The sequence below is a fragment of the Geodermatophilus dictyosporus genome (genome assembly GCF_900115505.1).
Taxonomy (GTDB): domain Bacteria; phylum Actinomycetota; class Actinomycetes; order Mycobacteriales; family Geodermatophilaceae; genus Geodermatophilus; species Geodermatophilus dictyosporus.
In genome coordinates this window covers 43,792-64,412 of sequence record NZ_FOWQ01000009.1, presented here as the reverse complement: position 1 = coordinate 64,412, position 20,621 = coordinate 43,792, and the positions used below count along the sequence as shown (strand labels likewise).

General features: G+C 74.2%; 22 protein-coding genes. 11 read left to right on the top strand and 11 right to left on the bottom strand.

Translation table 11 applies throughout. From position 1 onward, the window contains the following. Nucleotide 1 precedes the first annotated feature (1 nt). The 7 genes from BMZ33_RS19030 to BMZ33_RS19000 all read right to left on the bottom strand — a co-directional run bounded on the left by BMZ33_RS19030 (nt 2) and on the right by BMZ33_RS19000 (nt 7,236). A complete protein-coding gene (locus BMZ33_RS19030) occupies nt 2-382 on the bottom strand; it encodes a hypothetical protein (RefSeq protein ID WP_091114755.1) in 381 nt (126 codons plus the stop codon). After that, nucleotides 382-1,275, bottom strand: a complete 894-nt coding sequence (gene mshB / locus BMZ33_RS19025) for an N-acetyl-1-D-myo-inositol-2-amino-2-deoxy-alpha-D-glucopyranoside deacetylase (RefSeq protein ID WP_091114752.1) — start codon at nt 1,273-1,275, stop codon at nt 382-384. Before mshB ends, BMZ33_RS19030 begins: the two co-directional genes overlap by 1 nt. Before the next feature lie 88 nt (nt 1,276-1,363). After that, nucleotides 1,364-2,491 (bottom strand): ABC transporter ATP-binding protein, encoded by a 1,128-nt coding sequence (locus tag BMZ33_RS19020; RefSeq protein WP_091114749.1) that lies wholly within the window; start codon nt 2,489-2,491, stop codon nt 1,364-1,366. After that, the gene (locus BMZ33_RS19015) at nt 2,475-3,536 is read right to left on the bottom strand and encodes an ABC transporter ATP-binding protein (protein ID WP_091114745.1); all 1,062 of its coding nucleotides are present in this window, start codon (nt 3,534-3,536) and stop codon (nt 2,475-2,477) included. The genes BMZ33_RS19020 and BMZ33_RS19015 overlap by 17 nt, the downstream gene beginning before the upstream one ends. Next, nucleotides 3,533-4,504: an ABC transporter permease gene (locus BMZ33_RS19010; RefSeq protein WP_091114741.1), complete on the bottom strand. Its 972-nt coding sequence runs from the start codon at nt 4,502-4,504 to the stop codon at nt 3,533-3,535. Before BMZ33_RS19010 ends, BMZ33_RS19015 begins: the two co-directional genes overlap by 4 nt. Beyond that, complete coding sequence (locus tag BMZ33_RS19005) at nt 4,497-5,420, bottom strand: ABC transporter permease (RefSeq protein ID WP_091114737.1); 924 nt, start codon at nt 5,418-5,420, stop codon at nt 4,497-4,499. The genes BMZ33_RS19010 and BMZ33_RS19005 overlap by 8 nt, the downstream gene beginning before the upstream one ends. 148 nt (nt 5,421-5,568) lie before the next feature. After that, complete coding sequence (locus tag BMZ33_RS19000; protein WP_091114734.1) at nt 5,569-7,236, bottom strand: peptide ABC transporter substrate-binding protein; 1,668 nt, start codon at nt 7,234-7,236, stop codon at nt 5,569-5,571. Between the two features lie 355 nt (nt 7,237-7,591). Here BMZ33_RS19000 and BMZ33_RS18995 point away from each other — a divergent pair, with 355 nt between their 5' ends. Further along, complete coding sequence (locus BMZ33_RS18995) at nt 7,592-7,762, top strand: CsbD family protein (RefSeq protein WP_091114730.1); 171 nt, start codon at nt 7,592-7,594, stop codon at nt 7,760-7,762. Between the two features lie 63 nt (nt 7,763-7,825). Here BMZ33_RS18995 and BMZ33_RS18990 read toward each other — a convergent pair whose 3' ends face one another. Further along, nucleotides 7,826-8,590 carry an NUDIX domain-containing protein gene (locus tag BMZ33_RS18990; RefSeq protein ID WP_169064563.1) on the bottom strand — a complete coding sequence of 255 codons (765 nt, stop codon included), beginning with the start codon at nt 8,588-8,590 and terminating at the stop codon, nt 7,826-7,828. 61 nt (nt 8,591-8,651) lie between these two features. On the opposite strand from BMZ33_RS18990, the gene BMZ33_RS18985 reads away from it, so the two are divergent. The 7 genes from BMZ33_RS18985 (at nt 8,652) to BMZ33_RS18960 (ending at nt 13,721) form a co-directional block, all read left to right on the top strand. Further along, nucleotides 8,652-9,128: an RrF2 family transcriptional regulator gene (locus BMZ33_RS18985; protein WP_091114727.1), complete on the top strand. Its 477-nt coding sequence runs from the start codon at nt 8,652-8,654 to the stop codon at nt 9,126-9,128. 44 nt (nt 9,129-9,172) lie between these two features. Beyond that, complete coding sequence (gene cysC, locus BMZ33_RS18980; RefSeq protein WP_091114724.1) at nt 9,173-9,730, top strand: adenylyl-sulfate kinase; 558 nt, start codon at nt 9,173-9,175, stop codon at nt 9,728-9,730. A gap of 229 nt (nt 9,731-9,959) precedes the next feature. Continuing rightward, the gene (locus BMZ33_RS18975) at nt 9,960-11,648 is read left to right on the top strand and encodes a nitrite/sulfite reductase (protein ID WP_091114719.1); all 1,689 of its coding nucleotides are present in this window, start codon (nt 9,960-9,962) and stop codon (nt 11,646-11,648) included. Next, complete coding sequence (locus BMZ33_RS22820) at nt 11,645-11,812, top strand: Insertion element protein (RefSeq protein WP_136697355.1); 168 nt, start codon at nt 11,645-11,647, stop codon at nt 11,810-11,812. The genes BMZ33_RS18975 and BMZ33_RS22820 overlap by 4 nt, the downstream gene beginning before the upstream one ends. A 5-nt stretch (nt 11,813-11,817) precedes the next feature. Continuing rightward, nucleotides 11,818-12,534, top strand: coding sequence for a phosphoadenylyl-sulfate reductase (locus BMZ33_RS18970; RefSeq protein WP_169064562.1), 717 nt, complete (start codon nt 11,818-11,820; stop codon nt 12,532-12,534). 35 nt (nt 12,535-12,569) lie between these two features. Then, nucleotides 12,570-12,863 carry a 4a-hydroxytetrahydrobiopterin dehydratase gene (locus BMZ33_RS18965; RefSeq protein WP_091114716.1) on the top strand — a complete coding sequence of 98 codons (294 nt, stop codon included), beginning with the start codon at nt 12,570-12,572 and terminating at the stop codon, nt 12,861-12,863. A 117-nt stretch (nt 12,864-12,980) separates the two neighbouring features. Next, nucleotides 12,981-13,721 carry a hypothetical protein gene (locus BMZ33_RS18960; protein ID WP_091114712.1) on the top strand — a complete coding sequence of 247 codons (741 nt, stop codon included), beginning with the start codon at nt 12,981-12,983 and terminating at the stop codon, nt 13,719-13,721. Here BMZ33_RS18960 and BMZ33_RS18955 read toward each other — a convergent pair. Continuing rightward, nucleotides 13,689-14,081: a DUF3037 domain-containing protein gene (locus BMZ33_RS18955; RefSeq protein WP_091114707.1), complete on the bottom strand. Its 393-nt coding sequence runs from the start codon at nt 14,079-14,081 to the stop codon at nt 13,689-13,691. The two genes, BMZ33_RS18960 and BMZ33_RS18955, sit on opposite strands and share 33 nt — an antisense overlap. Then, entirely contained in the window at nt 14,078-14,932 is an 855-nt protein-coding gene (locus BMZ33_RS18950) for a HipA family kinase (RefSeq protein WP_091114703.1), read from the bottom strand. Before BMZ33_RS18950 ends, BMZ33_RS18955 begins: the two co-directional genes overlap by 4 nt. A 466-nt stretch (nt 14,933-15,398) precedes the next feature. On the opposite strand from BMZ33_RS18950, the gene BMZ33_RS18945 reads away from it, so the two are divergent. The 3 genes from BMZ33_RS18945 to BMZ33_RS18935 all read left to right on the top strand — a co-directional run bounded on the left by BMZ33_RS18945 (nt 15,399) and on the right by BMZ33_RS18935 (nt 19,688). Further along, nucleotides 15,399-17,591: an MMPL family transporter gene (locus tag BMZ33_RS18945; protein ID WP_091115252.1), complete on the top strand. Its 2,193-nt coding sequence runs from the start codon at nt 15,399-15,401 to the stop codon at nt 17,589-17,591. A 39-nt stretch (nt 17,592-17,630) separates the two neighbouring features. Continuing rightward, nucleotides 17,631-18,218 (top strand): DUF1990 domain-containing protein, encoded by a 588-nt coding sequence (locus BMZ33_RS18940; RefSeq protein ID WP_091114699.1) that lies wholly within the window; start codon nt 17,631-17,633, stop codon nt 18,216-18,218. Between the two features lie 330 nt (nt 18,219-18,548). Next, nucleotides 18,549-19,688: a serine hydrolase domain-containing protein gene (locus BMZ33_RS18935; RefSeq protein ID WP_169064561.1), complete on the top strand. Its 1,140-nt coding sequence runs from the start codon at nt 18,549-18,551 to the stop codon at nt 19,686-19,688. Here BMZ33_RS18935 and BMZ33_RS18930 read toward each other — a convergent pair. Then, nucleotides 19,685-20,611, bottom strand: a complete 927-nt coding sequence (locus tag BMZ33_RS18930) for a formate/nitrite transporter family protein (protein WP_091114691.1) — start codon at nt 20,609-20,611, stop codon at nt 19,685-19,687. The two genes, BMZ33_RS18935 and BMZ33_RS18930, sit on opposite strands and share 4 nt — an antisense overlap. Between the last annotated feature and the right edge of the window lie 10 nt (nt 20,612-20,621).

Sequence of the window (20,621 nt, the reverse complement as noted above, 5' to 3'; positions counted from 1 at the left end):
GCTAGCCGCCGGCCGGGTGGGCGACCAGCACGCGGCCGACGGCGAGCGCCGCGGCCAGCACGCCCAGGCCCAGGTAGGCGAGGGTCACCGCGCCCAGCCCGCCGCCGCCGACGGCGACCAGGTCCCCCTCGGGACGGCGGACGGTCGCCGCGACGGCCACCGCCAGCCAGGTGAGCGCCGGCAGCACCGCGACCGCCCGCGACCCGGTCAGCCGGTGCGCGCCGGCCACCAGCAGCAGGTTGCCCACGACGGCGAGCAGCACCGACAGCGGCACCAGCACGCCGGCCACCCGCAGCGGCAGCCAGAAGACCTCCACCACCGCCAGCCACCCGGCGACGAGGACCGCGCCGGCGCCGGCCAGCACCCGGTCGACGGCCCGCATCAGGCGAGGCCGGCGAACAGGTCGTCCTCCCACCCGTTCGGCGCCTCGCCCGCCGGCCCGCGCTGCCCGCGCACCAGCCGGTAGTGCTCGACGCCGAGCACCTCCTGGCCGAGGTCGTTCGACAGCGCGAAGAACGGCCCGTCGACGGTGATCTGGGTGGCGTGCGCGCGCATGGCGGCGTCCTTGCGGCCGGCCTGCGCGCGGCCGTCGACGGCGGCGGTGACCAGCTCGTCGGGGACGGCGAACGGGATGTCGTCGACCTCGCCGAGGTGTCCGAAGGGCGAGTCCTCCCCCAGCGCCGCCAGGGCCTCGATCCCCTCGCGCAGCACCGAGCGCGGCACGCAGCACCAGTACACCTTGGCGACGTCCCAGGCCGGTCCCAGGTCGGGCCGGTGGCCGGGGTCGGCGGCCCGGTCGACGGCGGCCATCGCCACCCGGTGGGCCTGGATGTGGTCGGGGTGGCCGTAGCCGCCGTTCTCGTCGTAGGTGACGACGACCTGCGGCCGCACCTCCCGGACGACGGCGACCGCGTGCGCCACCGCCTCGTCGAGGTCGGCCCGCCAGAACGCGCGGGCCTTGTCGTTGGCCGGCGTCCCCATCATCCCGGAGTCGCGGTAGCGGCCCGGCCCGCCGAGGAAGCGCCAGTCGCTCACCCCGAGGGCCTCCATGGCCGCCCGCAGCTCGGCGATCCGGTACCCGCCGAGCTGGTCGGCGTGCTCCGGGGCGAGCAGCTCGAGCTCGGGGACGAGGACCTCGCCCTCCTCGCCCAGCGTGCAGGTCAGCAGGGTGACCTGGGCCCCCTCGGAGACGTAGCGCGCCATCGTCGCGCCGTTGTTGATCGTCTCGTCGTCGGGGTGGGCGTGCACCAGCAGCATCCGGCGGTCAGCGGTCACGGGCGCACATCCTCCCCCACCCCGGGGACGACGACGGCGCGGTGGCCACCCCGGGAGGTGGTCACCGCGCCGTCGTGGGGGTGCCGGACTACTCGACGTCGACGGGGACGACCATCCGGGCCTCGGCGAAGTGGCAGGCGCTCGGGTGGCCCTGCCCGCGGTCGACCAGCGCCGGGGCCTCCTGGGCGCAGACGTCCTGGGCCTTCCAGCAGCGGGTGCGGAAGCGGCAGCCCGAGGGCGGGTCGGCCGGGCTGGGCACGTCGCCCTGCAGCAGGATCCGGTCCTTCTGCCCGCGCAGGTGCGGCTCGTGCAGCGGCACCGACGACAGCAGCGCCTGCGTGTACGGGTGCGACGGCGAGGCGTAGACCTGCTCGTCGGTGCCCTCCTCCACGATGCTGCCCAGGTACATGACCGCGACCCGGTCGGAGATGTGCCGCACCACCGACAGGTCGTGGGCGATGAACAGGTAGGACAGGCCGAACTCGTCCTGCAGGTCCTCGAGCAGGTTGACCACCTGCGCCTGCACCGAGACGTCGAGGGCCGACACCGGCTCGTCGCAGACGATGACCTCCGGCTGCAGCGCCAGCGCGCGGGCGATGCCGATGCGCTGCCGCTGCCCGCCGGAGAACTGGTGCGGGTAGCGGTTGACGTAGTCGGGGTTGAGCCCGACGCGGTCGAGCAGCTCCTGGGTGCGCTTGAGCCGGCCCTTCCGCGGCGCGACGTCGTCGTGCACCGCCCAGCCCTCGGCGACGATGTCGCCGACGGTCATCCGCGGGTTCAGCGACGCGTAGGGGTCCTGGAAGATGATCTGGACCTCGCGCCGGTATGCCTTGAGCGCGCGGCCGCCCATCCGGGCGACGTCCTTGCCCTTGTAGAGGATCGACCCGGCGGTGGGCCGCTCCAGCGCCACGATCAGCTTCGACACCGTCGACTTGCCGCAGCCGGACTCGCCGACCAGGCCGACGGTCTCGCCGCGGCGCAGGGTCAGGTCGACGCCGTCGACGGCGCGGACGTGGCCGATCGTGCGCTTGAAGACGATGCCCTGGGTCAGCGGGAAGTGCTTCTGCAGCCCGCGGACCTCCAGCAGGCTCTCCCCCATCGCGCCGCGGGCGCCGGCGCGGGCCGGCCCGGCCGGCGCCGGGGTCCCGGGGGTGGACGGCGACGACGTCGACAGGGACGACGCGGCGGTCGCACCGTGCTCACGGGGCTCGGACACCGAGCACCTCCTCGCTGTAGTGGCAGGCGGCCTCGCGCCCGGGGACGACCAGCCGCAGCGGCGGGACGTCGGTCGAGCACTCGCGGCCGGGCGCGGCCTCGGCACCCAGCCGGCGGTGGGAGCAGCGCGGGTGGAACGGGCAGCCGCTCGGGATGTCCGCCAGGTTCGGTGGCTGGCCGACGATCGGCCTCAGGCGACCGCCCTTGGCCTCGACCTGCGGCACCGAGCTCATCAGGCCGTCGGTGTAGGGGTGCGAGGGGCGGCTGAAGACGTCGTCGACCGTGCCCCGCTCGACGATCTCGCCGGCGTACATGACCGCGACGTCGTCGGCGACCTCGTTGACCACACCCAGGTCGTGGGTGATGAGGATCAGCCCCATCCCCGTCTCCTGCTGCAGGTCCTTGAGCAGGTCCATGACCTGCGCCTGCACGGTCACGTCGAGGGCGGTGGTCGGCTCGTCGGCGATGAGGATCCGCGGGTCCAGCGCGATCGCCATGGCGATCATGACGCGCTGGCGCATGCCGCCGGAGAACTGGTGCGGGTAGTCGTCGACCCGCCGGGCCGCGGCCGGGATGCGCACCCGGTCCATCAACTCGACGGCCTTCGCGCGCGCCGCCTTCCTCGACATCCCGCGGTGGGCGCGGAACATCTCGCCGATCTGGAAGCCCACGCTGTAGACGGGGTTCAGCGACGACAGCGCGTCCTGGAAGATCATCGAGATGCCGGGCCCGCGGATCCTGCGCTGGTCCTCGGCCGACATCTCCAGCACGTTCCTGCCCTGGAACCAGATGCCGCCGCCGCTGATCACCGCCGGCGGGGTCTCCAGGATCCCCATGATCGCCTGGGCCGAGACCGACTTCCCCGAGCCGGACTCGCCGAGGATGGCCAGCGTCTCGCCCGCCCCGAGGCTGTAGCTGACGCCGTTGACGGCCTTCACCACGCCCGAGCGGGTGCGGAACTCCACGCGCAGGTCGTCGACCTCCAGCAGGGGCGTCCCCTGCGCGGCGAGCTCCGCGGTCGGCTTGGTCAGGTCCAGGTTGGTCATGCGCGCTGCCTCGGGTCGAGGGCGTCGCGCAGGGCGTCACCCATCATCACGAACGCCATCACGGTCATGGTCAGGATCAGGCTGGGGAACAGCACCAGGTGCGGGGCGGTGCGGATGGAGTCCTGCCCGGCCTCGATCTGCAGGCCCCAGGAGATCGCCGGTCGCTGCAGGCCGACGCCGAGGTAGGTCAGCGTCGCCTCCGCGGCGATGATCACGCCGATGGTGATGGTCGCGTAGACCAGCACCGGGGCGACGGCGTTGGGCAGGATGTGCCGCACCAGGATGCGGCGGCTCGAGGCCCCCATCGCGCGGGCCGCGGCCACGTAGTCCGAGCTCTTCACCGCGATGACCTGGGAGCGGACCAGCCGCATCGCCGTCATCCACCCGAACAGCGCCAGCGCGATGGCCACCGCGCCGGGCCCGCGGGAGTTGATGACCGGGATGCCGGTCGAGGGGCCGACCCGCAGCAGCACCAGCGCGCCGAGGATGAGCGGCAGCGCGTAGAAGATGTCCGCGAGGCGGGCCAGGATCCCGTCGGTCAGCCCGCCGTAGTAGCCGGCGACGGCCCCGACGACGACGCCGAGCAGCAGGATGACCAGCACGGCGATGACCCCGATGATCAGCGAGTTGCGGGCGCCGTAGACGACGTTGGCCAGGTAGTCGCAGCCCTGCGTGTCGAAGCCGAACCAGTGGTCCGCCGAGGGCAGCCCGCGGGAGTTCCCCAGGTCGCACGCGCGCGGGTCGGCCCCCCGGGCGAACACCTGCGGGACCAGGGCCATGAGCAGGAACACCAGGCCGAGGACGGCGCCGATCCAGAAGAACGGGTTGCGCCGCAGGTCGCCCCACGCGTCGCTCCAGAGGCTGTTCTGCCGCTCCTGGGTGACGTCGACCGACGGGCTGGCGAGGCCGGTGGTGGTCCCGGCCTCGACCGCGTCCTTGCGCAGGTCCAGCTGCTGCTGGTCAGTCATAGCGGATCCTCGGGTCGAGGACGGCGTAGAGCACGTCGACGACCAGGTTGAAGAAGATGAAGAAGAACACCATCAAGGTGACGATGCCGACGACGACCGCGCCCTCCTGGGAGCGGATCGAGTTGAACACCTCCCGGCCGATGCCCGGCAGGTTGAACACCGTCTCGGTGACGATCGCCCCGCCGAGCAGCGTCCCGATGTCGGCACCGATGTAGGTGACCACCGGGATCAGGCTGTTGCGCAGGGTGTGCCGGACGATGACCGTCCGGTTGGGCAGGCCCTTGGCCCGCGCCGTCCGCACGTAGTCGGCACGGAGGTTCTCCGCGAGGCTGGTCCGGGTGAGCCGGGCGACGTAGGCGAGCGAGCCGGAGGCGAGGACCAGCCCCGGCAGGAGGTAGCTGTAGAGGCCCTCGTTGGTCCCGGCGATCGGGAACCACTGCAGCCGGAGGCCGAACAGCAGCTGCGCGAAGAAGGCCAGCACCAGGATCGGGATCGACACGACGAGCGTCGTCGACACCAGGACGAGGTTGTCGAAGAAGCTGTTGCGCCGGATGCCGGCCAGGACGCCAGCGACCAGGCCGATGACGGCCTCGAAGACGATCGCGACGAGGGCCAGCTTGACGGTGACCGGCAGCGTGCGCTCGATGGTGTCCAGGACCGGGCGGCCGCGGAAGTCGGTGCCCAGGTCGCCCTGGAACAGGCCCTTCACGTACTCCCAGTACTGGACGTACAGGGGGTCGTTGAGGTGGAACCTCTCACGGAGCTCGGCGATGACGGCCGGTGAGAGCGGGCGGTCACCACCGAGGGCGCGGATGGGGTCACCCGGCAGGGCGTAGACCATCGCGAAGATCAGGAACGAGGCGCCCAGCAGAACCGGGATGGTGAGCAGCAGGCGGCGCGCGACGTAGCGGCCCATGGTCCCCCTCGGGGTGTGTGCGCCGCCGGGTCGTACGGCGGCGCCGGTGTCCATCGTGCCCGCCGGCCCGGGCACACGCGCCGCCGGGGGCGACCGTCCTGGTCGGACGGGCGCCCCCGGCGGGTGGTGCGGGTCCTGCGGGGTGAGGTCAGCTGTTGACGGTGACCTCGGAGGTGACGATCCGCTGGAAGAGGTCCAGCCGGACGTTGCTCACGTTCTCGGAGGTCACCGACTGGATCTCGGTGAAGAACATGGGCGCCATCGGCATGTCCTCGGCGATGATGTCCTCGGCTGCCTGGTAGTCCTCCAGGCCCGCCTCGGGGCTCTCCGCCTGGTCACCGGCGACGAGCAGCTCCTCGACCTCGGGGTTCGAGTAGAAGGAGTAGTTCGAGCCGGCCGGCCCGAACGCCGCCTGGGTGAACAGGGGGGTCAGGTAGCTGTCCGCGGCGGGGTAGTCGAAGCTCCAGCCGATGCGGAACGGACCGGTGAGGCCCTGCGACGAGGCCAGCGGCAGGTACTCGGCGAACTCGAGGTTGCCCTGCAGCGTGTACTCGACGCCGAGGTTGTCGCGGAGCTGGTTGCCCACGGCCTCCATCCACGCGTCGTGGCCGGCGCCGGCGTTGAACCACAGGTCGACGGGCTGGCTCTTGTCGAAGCCGGCCTCCTCGAGCAGCTGGTTGGCCTGGTCGGCGTCGAGGGTGCAGTAGGTGCAGCTGCCCTCGCGGTAGCCGTCGATGACCGGCGGGATGAACGAGTCGGCCGGGGCGCGGGTGCCCTGGAAGATCGCCTCGGAGATCGCCTCCCGGTCGATGGCCATCGAGAAGGCCTGGCGGACCCGCGGGTCGGCGAAGCGCTCGTCGTAGGTCGGGAAGCCGATGTAGGTGATCTGCGAGGACTCGGTGCGGATGAACCGGTCACCGAACTCCGACTCGGCCGACTCGATGACGTCGGGCGGGATCACGTCGACGATGTCGAGGTTGCCGGCCTGCACGTCGGTGTAGGCGGTGTTGACGTCGGCGTACACGACGTACTCGACGGAGTCGGCCACGGCGGCGTCCTCACCGGCGTAGTCGTCGTAGCGGGTCAGGGTGACGCCCTGGCCCGGCACGAAGTCCTCCTCCGCCTGGAACGGGCCGTTGCCGATCGGCCGGGTGCCGAAGCCCTCCGGGTCGTCGAAGAACGCCTGCGGCAGCGGGTGGAAGGAGTTGTAGCCGGTGATCGCCGGGAAGTTGGAGAACGGCGAGGACAGCGTCACGGTGAAGGTCTGGTCGTCGACGACCTGCAGGCCGCTCATCTCGGTGGCGGCCGGCTCGCCGGTGGCCTCACCGGTGGCCTCGTCGACCGGGGCCTGCAGGTCGTCGTAGCCCTGGATCCGCGCGAGGTAGGACGCCGCGCCCTGGGCGTTCGGGCTGTAGGCGGTGTAGTTCCACGCGTTGACGAAGGACTCGGCGTCCACCGGCGAGCCGTCGTGGAAGGTCCAGCCGTCCTTGAGCGTGACGGTCCAGGTGGTGTTGTCCTCGGACTCGATCGACTCGGCGACGCCGCTGTAGTCGACCTCGCCCTCCTCGGTGTAGCGCACGAGGCCCGTCCACAGCGAGCTGATGACCTGGTCGCCCTCGGACTCGGCCGTGTTGCCCGGGACGAGCGGGTTCTCGGGCTCGCCGATGTAGACGCTGAAGGTGCCACCCTCGGCGCCGGCACCGGAGCCGCCGGAGCTGCTGCTGTCGTCGCTGCCGCCGCCACCACAGGCGGACAGCAGCAGCGCGCCGGAGATCCCGGCCGCGACGAGCGCCGACCGGCGCTTGCTCAACTTCACGTGCGTTGCCTCCCTCGTCCCGCGTGTGTGCGGGGGGAACGGACTGGTTGGTGCGCACCCCGGCGCGAGGCCGGGCAACGGCGCGTTGCGGGACGGAGCGCCCGCGACGGCCGGAACGCCGGTCGCGACCCTAGGCACGCCCGGTGAGGACCGTCCACGACCGTCACCGATTTGTGACCCAGGCTCACGACCTCGGCGCCCCGTGCCGCAACGACCGCGGTCTGCCGCCCTCGGGACGACAGGTGTTGCGGCGCGAGGACGATACCCCCGCAGGACTTACGCCTTCGAAGGGACCCGCGTGTCCGACCGCCCCGTCCGGGGTAACCGTCGGTGACCCGAGGAGAGGAGCTCACCCGTGAGCGGCATCGACAAGGCGAAGAACAAGGTCCAGGAGCTGTCCGGCGAGGGCAAGGAGCGCGTGGGCGAGGCCACCGGCGACCGCGAGATGCAGGCCGAGGGCGCCAACGACAAGGCCGCCGGCAACCTCAAGCAGGCCGGCGAGAAGGTCAAGGACGTCTTCAAGTAGTCGAAGGACCAGCACGTCACCCGCCCCTGCCCCGGCACGACCGGGGCGGGGGCGCGGCCGTGTTCAGGGGCCGGTCAGCAGTCCGCGGACCGCGGGGAGCAGCGGGCGGTCGGCGGGGATCCAGTCGAGGGCGCCGAGCTCGGCGGCGGTCACCCAGCGCAGCTCGCGGTGCTCGTGGGCCACCGGCTCCCCCTCCACCAGGCGCGCCGACCACACCCGCAGCGTCGAGGTGCCCGGCACGCCACCCGCGACGGCGCCGTCGAGGAGCACCTCCCCGAGGAAGGTCTGCGGCACGACGGCGACAGCCATCTCCTCCGCGCACTCGCGGACCAGCCCGGCCAGGTCGTCCTCCCCCGGCTCGACCTTGCCGCCGGGGAACTCCCAGCGGCCGGCCAGCGGTCCGCTCCCACCGCGCTGCGCCACGAGCACCCGGTCCCCGCGCACGATCGCCGCGCCCACCACCTGGACGACGTCGAGCGCCTGCCGGGCCGCCGCCGCGGCGTAGCCGTCCAGGTGCCGGCGCATCGACCGGGCCACCCGCCGGCGCAGCACCGTCCGGTCGGCCAGCGCGCCCAGTGGGCCGGGCAGGACGGTCTCCCACTCGACCTGCTCGTCGACGCGGGTGCCCGCACCGGTGGCCGTGAACCGGCGGGTGTGCACCAGCGAGCGCCAGGCCCCGCCGGGACCGGCGGCGTACACGTCGCACACCGGCCGGAGCGACTCGACCTCCTCCAGCGGCACCGGCCAGGGGCGCCCCAGCGCGCGGGCGACGTCGAAGGCGACGGTGAGCGGCGCTGCCACGATCGTGGTGAAGCGCAGCCGGTACACGCCGCCACCCTCGCAGACGGGGCAGGATGGGCTCCCGGAGGAGTCCGCAGGAGGGAGCACGGTGCGCATCACGGCCCGGGTCGACTACGCCGTCCGCGCCGCCCTGGAGCTGGCCGCCGCGGCACCCGGCAGCCTGACCTGCGACCGGATCGCCACCGCGCAGGACATCCCGTCGCGCTTCCTGCAGGGCATCCTCGGCGACCTGCAGCACGCGCGGCTGGTCACCAGCCAGCGGGGCCGGGAGGGCGGCTACCGCCTGGCGCTGCCGGCGTCGGAGATCTCCATCGCCCGCGTCATGCGGGTGGAGCAGGGCTTCCTCGCCGAGGTGCACGGGCAGCGCCCCGAGGACGTCAGCTACCCCGGCGCCGCCGCGGAACTGGCCAGCGTCTGGGTCGCCGCCCGCGCCGCCTACCGGCGGGTGCTGGAGGAGGTCACGCTGGCCGACGTCGTCGCCGGGCGGCTGCCCGACCCGGTGGCGGAGCTGGCCGCGGTCGAGAGCGCCTGGCGCTCCTTCAGCGACGACCGCGTCGCCGACTGAGCCCCGCGGGACGGCGCCCGGCGCCCCTGGGCGAGACTCGGGGGGTGAGCAGCGCGCAGCACGGTGGCGTCACCGTCTTCCTCACCGGCCTGTCCGGCGCGGGCAAGTCGACCGTGGCCGACGCCCTGGTCGCCGGGCTGGAGGCCGAGGGACGGCCGGTGACGGTCCTGGACGGCGACGTCGTCCGCACCCACCTGTCCAGCGAGCTGGACTTCTCCCGGGAGCACCGCGACCTCAACATCCGGCGGATCGGCTTCGTCGCCGGCGAGGTGGTCCGGCACGGCGGCACCGTCGTCGTGGCCGCGATCGCCCCCTACGAGCAGGCGCGCGAGGAGGCCCGGGCGCTGGTCGAGCGACACGGCCGGTTCGTGCTCGTGCACCTGGCCACCCCGCTGGAGGTCTGCGAGGCCCGCGACGTCAAGGGCCTCTACGCCCGCGCGCGGTCCGGCGAGCTCACCGGCTTCACCGGCGTCGACGACCCCTACGAGCCGCCCGCCCGCGCCGAGCTGGTGATCGACACGTCGGTCACCCCGCTGGCGGAGTCGGTGGCCCGGATCCGCGCGGCCATGGACGGGGACGGCGGCGCGTCGTCGGCCGCCTGACGTGACCGCGGCCACGGCCGCGCGTGTGCGACCATGGGAGGCGTGTCCGGTCGCGCCCTGCTCCTCGTCGCGCGCCGTCACATCGACCTGGCGCTGGTGAGCAGCGCCGTCTGTCGCCCCGCGCGCTGACACCGAGGTCCCACCGCAGCACCCGCTGCGCCCCCGATCCGGCAGCGCCCTCCCCGTCCGGTCCGGCGCCGCGGCGGGCGGCGCAGGAGGAAGTGCCACCGTGACCACCCCCCGTACGACCAACCGGCCGCCGCGCCGCGACGCCCCCCAGCGTGGCCAGGGCCAGTGGGCACTGGGCTACCGGGAGCCGCTCAACCCCAACGAGCGGATGAAGAAGGACTCCGACGGCCTCGAGGTGCGCCAGCGCATCCTCGACATCTACGCGCACACCGGTTTCGGCGGCATCGACCCCAGCGACCTGCGCGGGCGGATGCGCTGGATGGGCCTCTACACCCAGCGCGCCCAGGGCATCCCCGGCGGCAAGACCGCCGTGCTGGAGCCCGAGGAGCTCGAGGACTCCTACTTCATGATGCGGGCGCGCATCGACGGCGGTCAGCTGACCAGCGACGCGCTGCGGGTCCTCGGCGGCATCAGCACGGAGTTCGGCCGCGACGTCGCCGACGTGACCGACCGGCAGAACGTGCAGTACCACTGGATCCGCATCGAGGACGTGCCCGAGATCTGGCGCCGGCTGGAGTCGGTCGGCCTGAGCACGATGGAGGCCTGCGGCGACGTCCCGCGCGTCATGCTCGGCTGCCCCCTGGCCGGGATCCTCGAGGACGAGGTCGTCGACGCGACCGACGTCATCGCCGCGACCGTCGAGAAGTACGTGGGCTCGCCCGAGTTCAGCAACCTCCCGCGCAAGTGGAAGACGTCGATGTCCGGCTGCGTCGACCACTGCACCGAGCCCGAGATCGACGACGTCTCGTTCGTCGGCGTGCGCAACGAGGCCGGCGAGGCCGGCTACGACCTGTGGGTCGGCGGCGGCCTGTCGACCAACCCGATGTTCGCCCAGCGGATCGGCGTGTTCGTCCGGCCCGACCAGGTGACCGACGTCTGGGCGGCCTGCACGGCGGTCTTCCGGGACTACGGCTACCGCCGGCAGCGCAACCGCGCCCGCATCAAGTTCCTCGTGGCCGACTGGGGCCCGGAGAAGTTCCGCCAGGTGCTGCAGGACGAGTACCTCGGCGAGGCGCTGCCCGACGGCCCGGCCCCCGCGCCGGCCAAGCACGACCAGCGTGACCACGTCGGGGTCAGCCGGCAGAAGGACGGCCGCAACGCCGTCGGCTTCGCGCTGCGCACCGGCCGCATCAGCGGCTCGCTGCTCACCACCATCGCCGACCTCGCCGACGAGTACGGCGAGGGGCGCATCCGGACGACGACGCAGCAGAAGCTGGTCATCCTCGACGTGCCGGACGAGAGGGTCGAGGCGCTGGTCGAGGCGCTCGCCGCCCACGACCTGCAGGTGCGGCCCAGCGCCTTCCGCCGCGGCACCATGGCCTGCACCGGCCTGGAGTTCTGCAAGCTCGCGATCGTCGAGACGAAGCAGCACGCGCAGGACCTCTACGCCGAGCTCGAGAAGCGGCTGCCGGACTTCGACACCCCCGTCGGCATCAACGTCAACGGCTGCCCGAACAGCTGCGCGCGGTTCCAGACCGCCGACATCGGCTTCAAGGGCTCGATGGTCCGCGACGACAACGGCGAGATGGTCGAGGGCTTCCAGGTGCACCTGGGCGGCCACCTCGGGGTGGAGGCGACCTTCGGCCGCAAGTTCCGCGGCCACAAGGTGACCAAGGCCGAGACCGCCGACTACTGCGAGCGGGTGCTGCGCGGGTTCCTCGAGCGGCGCACCCCGGGCGAGTCCTTCGCGCACTACGTCTCCCGCGCCGAGGAGGCCTGGCTGCTGTGACCGAGGGGAAGCCGTCTCCCGCGGGAAGGCAGCGCCCGCTGCCCGTGTTCCACTGCCCGTACTGCGGGGACGAGGACCTCACCCCGTACGAGGAGGGCTGGCGCTGCGGTGCCTGCCTGCGGGCCTTCTCGGTCCGCCTGATCGCGACGGGGGTGCAGGAGTGACAGCGGTGGACGAGATCCGGCCCGTGGCGCCGACGCCGGAGCTCGCGGCCGACGCCGACGCCCGCTTCGAGGGCATCGCCGACCCCGTCGAGCAGGCCCTCGCCGTGCTGCGGTGGGCCGGGGAGACCTTCGGCGACGACTTCGCGATCACCTCGTCGATGGCCGACGGGCTGCTGGCGCACCTGGCCAGCCGCGCCGTCCCCGGGGTGAACGTGGTCTTCCTCGACACCGGCTACCACTTCGCCGAGACGATCGGCACCCGCGACTGGGTCAGCGGGGTCATGCCGATCACCCTGGTGAACGTGACGCCGCCGCGGACGGTGGCCGAGCAGGACGCCGAGCACGGGCCCGAGCTGCACCAGCGCGACCCCGACCTGTGCTGCTCGCTGCGCAAGGTCCAGCCCCTGGCGCAGGCGCTGGCCGGCTACGCCGCCTGGGGCTCGGGCGTGCGCCGCGACGAGGCGGCGACCCGCGCGGGCACGAAGGTCGTCGACTGGGACGCCAAGCGCGGCATGGTCAAGGTCAACCCGCTGGCGGCGTGGACGCAGGAGCACGTCGACGCCTACCTCGCCGAGCACCAGGTGCCGGTCAACCCGCTGCAGGAGATCGGCTACGCCTCGATCGGCTGCGCGCCGTGCACCCGCCCCGTGTCCCCCGGTGAGGACCCGCGTGCCGGGCGCTGGGCCGGCCGCGGCAAGACGGAGTGCGGCCTGCACCTCTGACGGAGGACCTCGTCCCAGCACGGCAGGATGGCGGGGTGCCCCGACCGCCGCGCCTGTCCCCCGACGCCGTCGCCGCCGCCCTGCGGGAGCTGCCGCAGTGGTCGGGCGGCGCCGACGGCATCCGCCGCAGCGTCGAGCTGCCCGGCTTCGCCGACGCCGTGGCCGCGATCGTGCGGATCGGCTTCGTCGCCGAGGCCATGGACCACCACCCCGACGTCGACCTGCGCTGGCGCACGCTGCACCTGACGCTGGTCAGCCACTCCGCGTCGGGCGTGACCGACCTCGACCTGGAGCTGGCCCGCCGGATCGACGCACTGCTGCCCGGGTGACCGGGTCCGTCCAGGCGCCTCCCCGCAGCGGCCCGCTGCTCGCCGAGGCCGGACCGGCACGCGATTCGCCCGTTCGAGGGACGTCTCCGTGACCGTGGCGTCACCTAGAGTTCTCGGGTGCGCAACGGACAGGCCTCCTCAGCCGACCTCTGGAACCGCTCTCACCGCGATCCGTCCAGCCTGTCGTCCTGGAAGGTCGTCCTCGTCGCGCTGATCGCCGGAGGGCTGGTCCTGGCGCTGACCCTGCTGGCGTCGGCCTTCTTCGACGAGCCGGTCGCCGTCTTCACCCGGGACGGACCCGCGCTGGCCGACCTGCCGTGGTACACGGGCTCGGTCAGCCAGCTCAACGCCATGGTGTGGGCGACCGTCGCCGGGCTGGCCGTGCTCGTCGCGTGGCTGGAACCGGGGGAGCGCGCCCGGCTCGGCACGTTGGCCGCCTTCGTCCTCGCCCTCGCGGCCGACGACGCCCTCCAGCTGCACGAGGCCGTCGGCCCGGACAACGGCGTCCCGCAGAAGGCCTTCCTGCTGGTGTACGCCGTGACCGCCGCACTGCTCCTGGTCCTGTTCCTCCGTGGGGGCCGGCGCGGGCCGACGACCGCGCTGCTGTGCGGGGGTGCGCTCCTCGCCGTCTCGGTCCTGTTCGACCAGGTCGTCCACCGTCAGATCCTCATCGCGGAGGACGGCGCCAAGCTGCTCGGTGCGATCGTGTGGCTCACGGTGCCGGTCCTGTCCGTCAGCCGGCCCGCCCGCCGGGACCGACGTCCACCCGAGGAGGACGGGTCGGCCGGGCTCGGTCCGGACGTCGTCCGCCCGCCCGTGGACCGCTCACCCCTCGACCGGAAGCACCAGCAGGTGTAGCAGGCGGTCGGCCTCGGCGTCGGGGTCCTCGGTGAGACCCGTGTGCACCGGCCCGGGCTGCACCACCGTGCTGCGCGGCGCGGTCAGCCAGCGGAACCGCGAGCCCAGCGCCTCGCGGCCGGCGGCCCCCGCGGCGGGGTCGGCCGCGCAGACGTCGGCGGCGGCCTGCAGCGCCCGGCGGATCGCCTCGGGGTCGGCGGTCGGGTCCAGCGCGCGCAGCCGGTCGGCGTCGAGGTGCACGCGGCTGCCCAGGTAGTCGAACTGGCGGCAGTAGACGAGGACGCCGGCGTTGAGCACCTCGCCCCGCTCCACCCGCGGCACCACGCGCAGCACGGCGTACTCGAAGGTCTCCCGGCTCACCGCTGGCGCACCCCGGGCGGTGGCGGGGGGCCGAGCCAGGCGGGGCGGTTCTCCCCGCGCGGGGCCCGGCGGCGGCTGCCCCCGGCCGCGGCCGCGGCCACCACCCCGGGGAGCCAGGCGTCGCGCGCGGCGAGGCGGGCCAGCAGCTGGTCGGCGTAGCGGGCGCGGACGTCGTCGGGGGCGTCGTCGGGCGAGGGGCCCTCGAGCCAGTCGTCGGGCACCTGGCCGAGGACGCCGTCGAGCAGGGCGCGGGTGACCCGGCCGGCGAGGGCGGCGTCGGCGGCGCGCACGTCGGGCTCGCACTCGAGCAGCGCGTGCTGCGAGGCGTCGTAGGGCCGGGCGACGGCGGCCCGCGCGCCGGGCCAGTGGTGGTGGAACGTCAGCGCCGCGCCGTGGTCGATGAGCTGCAGCCGGCCGTGCCAGAACAGCATGTTCGGGTTGCGCCAGGAGCGGTCGACGTTGCCCACCAGCGCGTCGAACCAGAGCACGCGGCCGGCCAGCTCGGCGTCCACCTGGCCGGCGCCGGCCTCGAAGTCCAGCGCGCCGGGCAGGTAGTCCAGCCCCAGGTTGAGCCCCGCCGAGCGCTGCAGCAGCTCCTGCACCTCGGGGTCGGGCTCCCCCACCGCCAGCTGCGGGGCGACGTCGACGGTGACCAGCGCGGGCACCGGCAGGGCCAGCGCCCGGGCCAGCTCGCCGCACACCACCTCGGCGACGAGCACCCGCACGCCCTGCCCGGCGGCGCGCCACTTGACCACGTAGGTCCCCAGGTCGTCGGCCTCCATGAGCCCGGGCAGCGAGCCACCCTCGCGCAGCGGGGTGACGTAGCGGGTGGCGGTGACGGCGGGCAGCACAGTGCCGGTCAACCTACGCGGTCCCCACCGGTGCGACGGGCCTGTCCCGGGCCGCGTCGCCCGAGGGCCTGCGCGACGCGCCGTCCACCTGCGCCGAGGTCGGCGCCACGGGGACGCCGGGCTGCGGGCCGTCGTCGACCCGGGACACCGTGCCGTACCCCGTTCCCTGCGGCGGGTCGGGCCGTCATGCTCCCGTCCGGGCGTCGGGACCGCCGTCGTGGCCGGTCCGGCGAGAGCGGACGCGGGGGGCGGACGTGGACGAGGACCGTGACGGCCGCACCGCCGAGCTGACGGGCACCGTGTCGCCGGGACGACCGTCACCGCACCCGCGCCCCCCGGACGGGTGGCCGGGGACTCCCGGTCATCGGGCACCGGCCGGTCCCGGACCCCGACGACCGCGGCAGGCGCCGGACTGCCGTCGCCCGTCGGGCACCTGACCAGCCGCCACCGGGAGCAGGGAGGGTCCGTGTTCGAGGCACTGGGTCGCACCGTGTACCACCGGCGCCGCTGGGTCCTGGCGCTCTCCCTGGCGTTCGTCGTCTTCGCCGGCGTCTGGGGCACCGGCGTCTTCGGCGAGATGACCGGCGGCGGCTTCTCCGACCCCGACAGCGAGAGTGCGCGGGCCGGGGAACTGGCCGAGCGCGAGCTGGGCCGCAGTGCGGCCGACGTCGTCGTCCTGTACTCGAGCGGGTCGACGACGGTCGACGACCCGGCCTACGCCGAGGCGGTCACCGCCACGCTCGGCGCCCTGCCCGAGGACGACGTGCTGCGCACCGTGTCCTGGTTCGACACGGGCGCGGCCTTCCTGGTGAGCGAGGACCGGCGCAGCACCTACGCCGTCCTCAGCCTGCGTGGCGACGAGGACGAGCGGGAGGACGTCCTCGACGCCATCGAGGGCGACCTGGCCGTCCCCGGGTTGACCACCCGGCTCGGCGGCGAGGTGACCCTCAACCGGGACATGAACGTCCTGGTGAGCGAGGACATCGCGACGGCGGAGACGATCTCGCTGCCGGTCCTGGCGATCCTGCTCGTCGTCATCTTCGGTGGCCTCGCCGCGGCCGCCCTGCCCCTGGCGATCGGCGTGACCGCGATCCTCGGCTCCTTCGCGGCCCTGCGCGCCTTCGGACTGGTCACCGACGTGTCGATCTTCGCGGTCAACGTGGTCACCGTGCTCGGCCTCGGGCTGGCCATCGACTACGGGCTGTTCGTGGTCAGCCGGTTCCGCGAGGAGGTCCGCCGGCAGGCCACCGTGGAGGACGCGCTCGCCCGGACCATGGCGACCGCCGGGCGCACGGTCGCCGTCTCCGGCGTCACCGTCGCGGTCTCGCTCGCCGGCCTGCTGGTCTTCCCGCAGGTGTTCCTGCGCTCGATGGGCTTCGGCGGGATGAGTGCCGTGTTCATCGCGATGCTCGCCGCGCTCACCCTGCTGCCGGCGCTGCTGGCCGTCCTCGGTCCCCGCGTCGACGCCCTGTCGGTGCGGCGCCTCGTCCGCCGGCGACGGCGCCCGGCGCACGCCGACGTCGAACGCGACGGGGCCTGGTACCGCATCGCGCACAGCGTCATGCGCCGTCCGGTGCTGTACACGCTGGTCGTGGGGACACTGCTCGTCGCGCTGGCCCTGCCGTTCACGCGCGCGGAGTTCGGGGGCATCGACGTGCGCGCCATGCCCGAGGACGCGGAGAGCCGGGTCGTCGCCGAGACGATCGAGCAGGACTTCCCGCCGAGCCCGTCTGGGCCGGTCGAGGCGGTGCTCACCCTCACCGGTCCTGCCGACACGCCGGAGGGCAGCGCGGCGCTGCAGTCCTACGTCGACGCGGTCGGTGGCGTCCCGCGGGTGGACGGGGCCACGGTCGCCGAGGTCGCCGGGAGCACGGCACGGGTGGTGATCGCCGCGGACGTGAACGCGATGGGGAGCGAGGGCCGGGACCTGGTGGAGGCGGTCCGGCAGGTGCCCGCACCGGACGGCGCCGAGGTCCTCGTCGGCGGCCCCGGCGCGGTGTACGCCGACCTGCTCGACAGCCTCGGCGACCTGCTGCCGTGGATGGCCCTCCTCGTGGCGGCGACGTCGTTCGTCCTGCTCTTCGTGGCCTTCGGCTCGGTCGTGCTGCCGCTCAAGGCCGTGCTGATGAACGTCCTGTCGCTGGGCGCGTCCTTCGGCGCGTTGGTGTGGATCTTCCAGGACGGGAACCTCTCCGGGTTCCTGGGCTTCACGCCGACCGGGTTCGTCGAGGCCACCTCGCCGATCCTGGTGCTGGCCATCGTCTTCGGGCTGTCCATGGACTACGAGGTCTTCCTCATGTCCCGGATCCGGGAGCAGTACGACCTCACCGGCGACAACACCGCCGCCGTGGCCACCGGGCTGCAGCGCACCGGCGGCATCATCACCAGCGCGGCGCTCCTGCTGATCGTGGTGATCGGCGCCTTCTCCGTCTCCGACGTCGTCCTGATCAAGATGATCGGGGTGGCGATGCTCATCGCCATCGTGGTCGACGCGACGGTCGTGCGGGCGCTGCTGGTGCCGGCCACCATGCGGCTCCTCGGCCGGGCGAACTGGTGGGCGCCGGAGCCGCTGAGGCGGTTCTACGCCCGCTACGGCGTCCGCGGGTCCGAGGGCGAGCCGCTGGCCGCGGGGAGCCGGGACCTCGCCCGCGCACGCTGATCGGCGCGGCCGGACGGCGCGGCGTCGCAGACTCGGTGCATGGGCCTCCTCCGCGCCGTCTCCCCCGCCGACCTCCGTGACACCCCGCTCACCTACGCCGAGGTCGGCGCCACCGGGGACGCCGAGCTGCCGGCCGGCTACCTGCACGGCGAGTGGACCGAGGTGGTCGGCTCCGGGCGAGAGACCCTCGAGCGGGTCGCGGCGGCGGTGTTCGACTGGACGCCGCAGCGCAGCGTGGGCCTGCGGGTGCGCGCGACCGGGTCGCCCCGCGAGGTGGGCACGGTCGTCGTGCTGACGGCGGGGCTGCCGCGGCTCGGCTACGACATCCCGTGCCGGGTGGTGTGGGCGCAGCCCACCGGCGACGAGCGCGGCTTCGCCTACGGCACGCTGCCCGGGCACCCGGAGAGCGGCGAGGAGCGCTTCACCGTGCGGCTGACCGGCGACGGCGACGTCGTCGCGACCATCCGGGTGTTCTCGCGGCTGGCCACGCCCGTCGCCCGGGCGGTGCCGCCGGTGGCCCGTCTCGTGCAGGGGCTCGCGACCCGCCGCTACCTGTCGTCGCTGCGGAGGGCGGCCACCGCGGACGCGATCCGCTCGACCAGGTCAGCGGGCACCGGGCGGCCGTAGCGGAGGTGGACGGCGTCCTCGCCGGAGCGCAGCGGCGCCACCGCGGCCTCGATCCCCCGTCGAACACCGGCACCGGGTGGAGCGCCGCGTGCTTCCCCCACGCGGCGTGGTGCAGGCCGTAGCGGCCCCCGAGCACCGCGGCGGGCATGCCGTGGCGGATGGTCTCCGTGGCGCCGGGCATGCCCCGCAGGACGGCGGCGCGGACCTGCTCCAGCGCCGCCCACGCCTCCGCGGGCAGCGCGGCCAGGTACTCCTCGACGGGGCCGGGCGCGGTCATGCCCGGATGGTGCCGCACCGATGAGTCCGCGTCCCGGCTCCGGTCGTCCCCCCATGGGGTTGGCGCGGGACGTGGAGCAGGCGGTGGCGCGGGCGGTGGCCGCGGGCGAGGTGCCGGGCGCGGCCTGGCGGGTCGAGCGCGACGGTGAGGTGGCCCGTGGCGCGGCCGGCGCGCACGCCCCGGCCGGGGGCGACGCGCTGACGCCGGACGCGGTCTTCCGCATCGCCTCGGTGACCAAGCCCGTGGTCGCGGTCGCCGCGCTCACGCTGGTCGAGGACGGCACGCTCGGCCTCGACGAGCCGGTGGACCGCCACCTGCCCGAGCTCGCCGGGCGGCGGGTGCTGGCCGACCCCGCCGACGCGGCCGCCGGCACGGTGCCCGCCCGGCGTCCGATCACGGTCCGCGACGTCCTCACGTTCCGCCTGGGCCTGGGCATCGACTTCACGGCGCCGTGGCCGACGCCGACGGTGGCCGCCCTCGCCGCCACCGGCCTGCCCGCCGGGCCACCGGCGCCGCAGGGCGCACCCCCGCCCGACGAGTGGCTGCGCCGGGTCGCCACCGTGCCGCTGGCCCACCAGCCCGGCGAGCGCTGGCTGTACCACGTGGGTGCCAGCGTGCTCGGCGTCCTCCTCGCCCGGGCCGCCGGCCGGCCGCTGCCCGAGGTGCTCGCCGAGCGGGTGCTCACCCCGCTGGGCATGAACGACACCGGCTTCGCCGTGCCCGCGCACGCCCGGGACCGGTTCGGCCCGCACTGGACCCCGCCGGACGACGCCGGCGCCCGCCGGGTGTACGACCCCGCCGACGGCCAGTGGACCTCGCTGCCGGCCTTCCCCGACGGTGCCGACGGGCTGGTGTCCACGGTCGACGACCTCGCCGCCCTCGGCCGCGCGCTGCGGACCGGCGGGGCCCCGGTGCTCGGTGCGGACACCGTGCGCGCGATGCTCACCGAGCAGGTCGGCCCGGTCGACGACGAGGGCGGCGGCTGGGGACTCGGCCTCGGCGTCCGGCGCACCGACGAGCCCGGCGGCCGGCACGCCGGCTCCTACGGCTGGGACGGCGGCCTGGGCGGCTCCTGGTGGACCGACCCCGTCACCGGGACGACGGCGGTGCTGCTCACCAACCAGATGTGGGACTCCCCCGCTCCCCCGGCGGTGTTCGGCGCGTTCCGTGCGGTGGCGTTCGGCCCGCGCTAGATCCCCGGCTCGCTCGTCGGCCGGTCGCTGCGCGCGTCGGGGTCGTGCCGCGCGTCGTCGCCCATCGGCACCCCGGCCGCGGGCTCCTCCCGCTCGCGCTGCACGGTGTGCGGCGACTGGAGGACCCGCAGCAGCGTGACGAGCAGGACCCCGCCCACGATGTTCCCGGCCGCCGCCAGTCCCGCGGTCTGGAGCCACTCGAGGTACCCGAACGGCGCACGGCCGGTGTGCAGCGCGGCGAACATCAGCAGCGAGTTGACGACGGCGTGGTTGAGCTGGGCGCCGGCGAGGAGGAAGCCGCCGGTGACCGCGGGGACCAGCCGCAGCCCTGCCGACTCGGTCGTGTGCTGCATCCACGTCATCAGGGTGATGACGGTCCCGCCGAGGACGGCCAGCGAGAACGCCGTCACCCCCAGCCCGAGCTGCACGTAGTGGTGCCCCGCCTTGATCGCCGTGTCGGCGAACTGCGGGAACCCCTTCATGACCAGGTAGGTGAACAGCCACCCGCCGACGAGGTTGGCGGCCAGCGTCCCCGCCCACAGCCGCAGCAGCATGCGGAAGCGCGCCTGCCGGGCGATGACCGTGGTGACGGGCACGAGGAAGTCCTCGGTGAACAGCTCGCTGCGCGCCAGGCTCAGCGCGACGAAGCCGATGCTGAAGGCCAGGCCGGCGAGCACGACGCTCTGCGTCTCGTGCTCGACGAACAGCAGGGCGAGCACACCGGTGCCGACGTCGATGCCCCCGAGCACCCCCGTGGCGAGCAGCGGCCAGGTCTTCCGCGAGATGCGGCGCCGGCCCTCGTCGATCGCCCGGGTGAGCGTCTCCTCGACGGGCTTCTCGGCCACCTCCGGGTCCCGGGCCGGGTCCGACCCCACGCCCGGGCGGGTCCAGCCGTCGCCCTCCCCGTCCTCCGCCCGTGGCATGCGCGCCGGT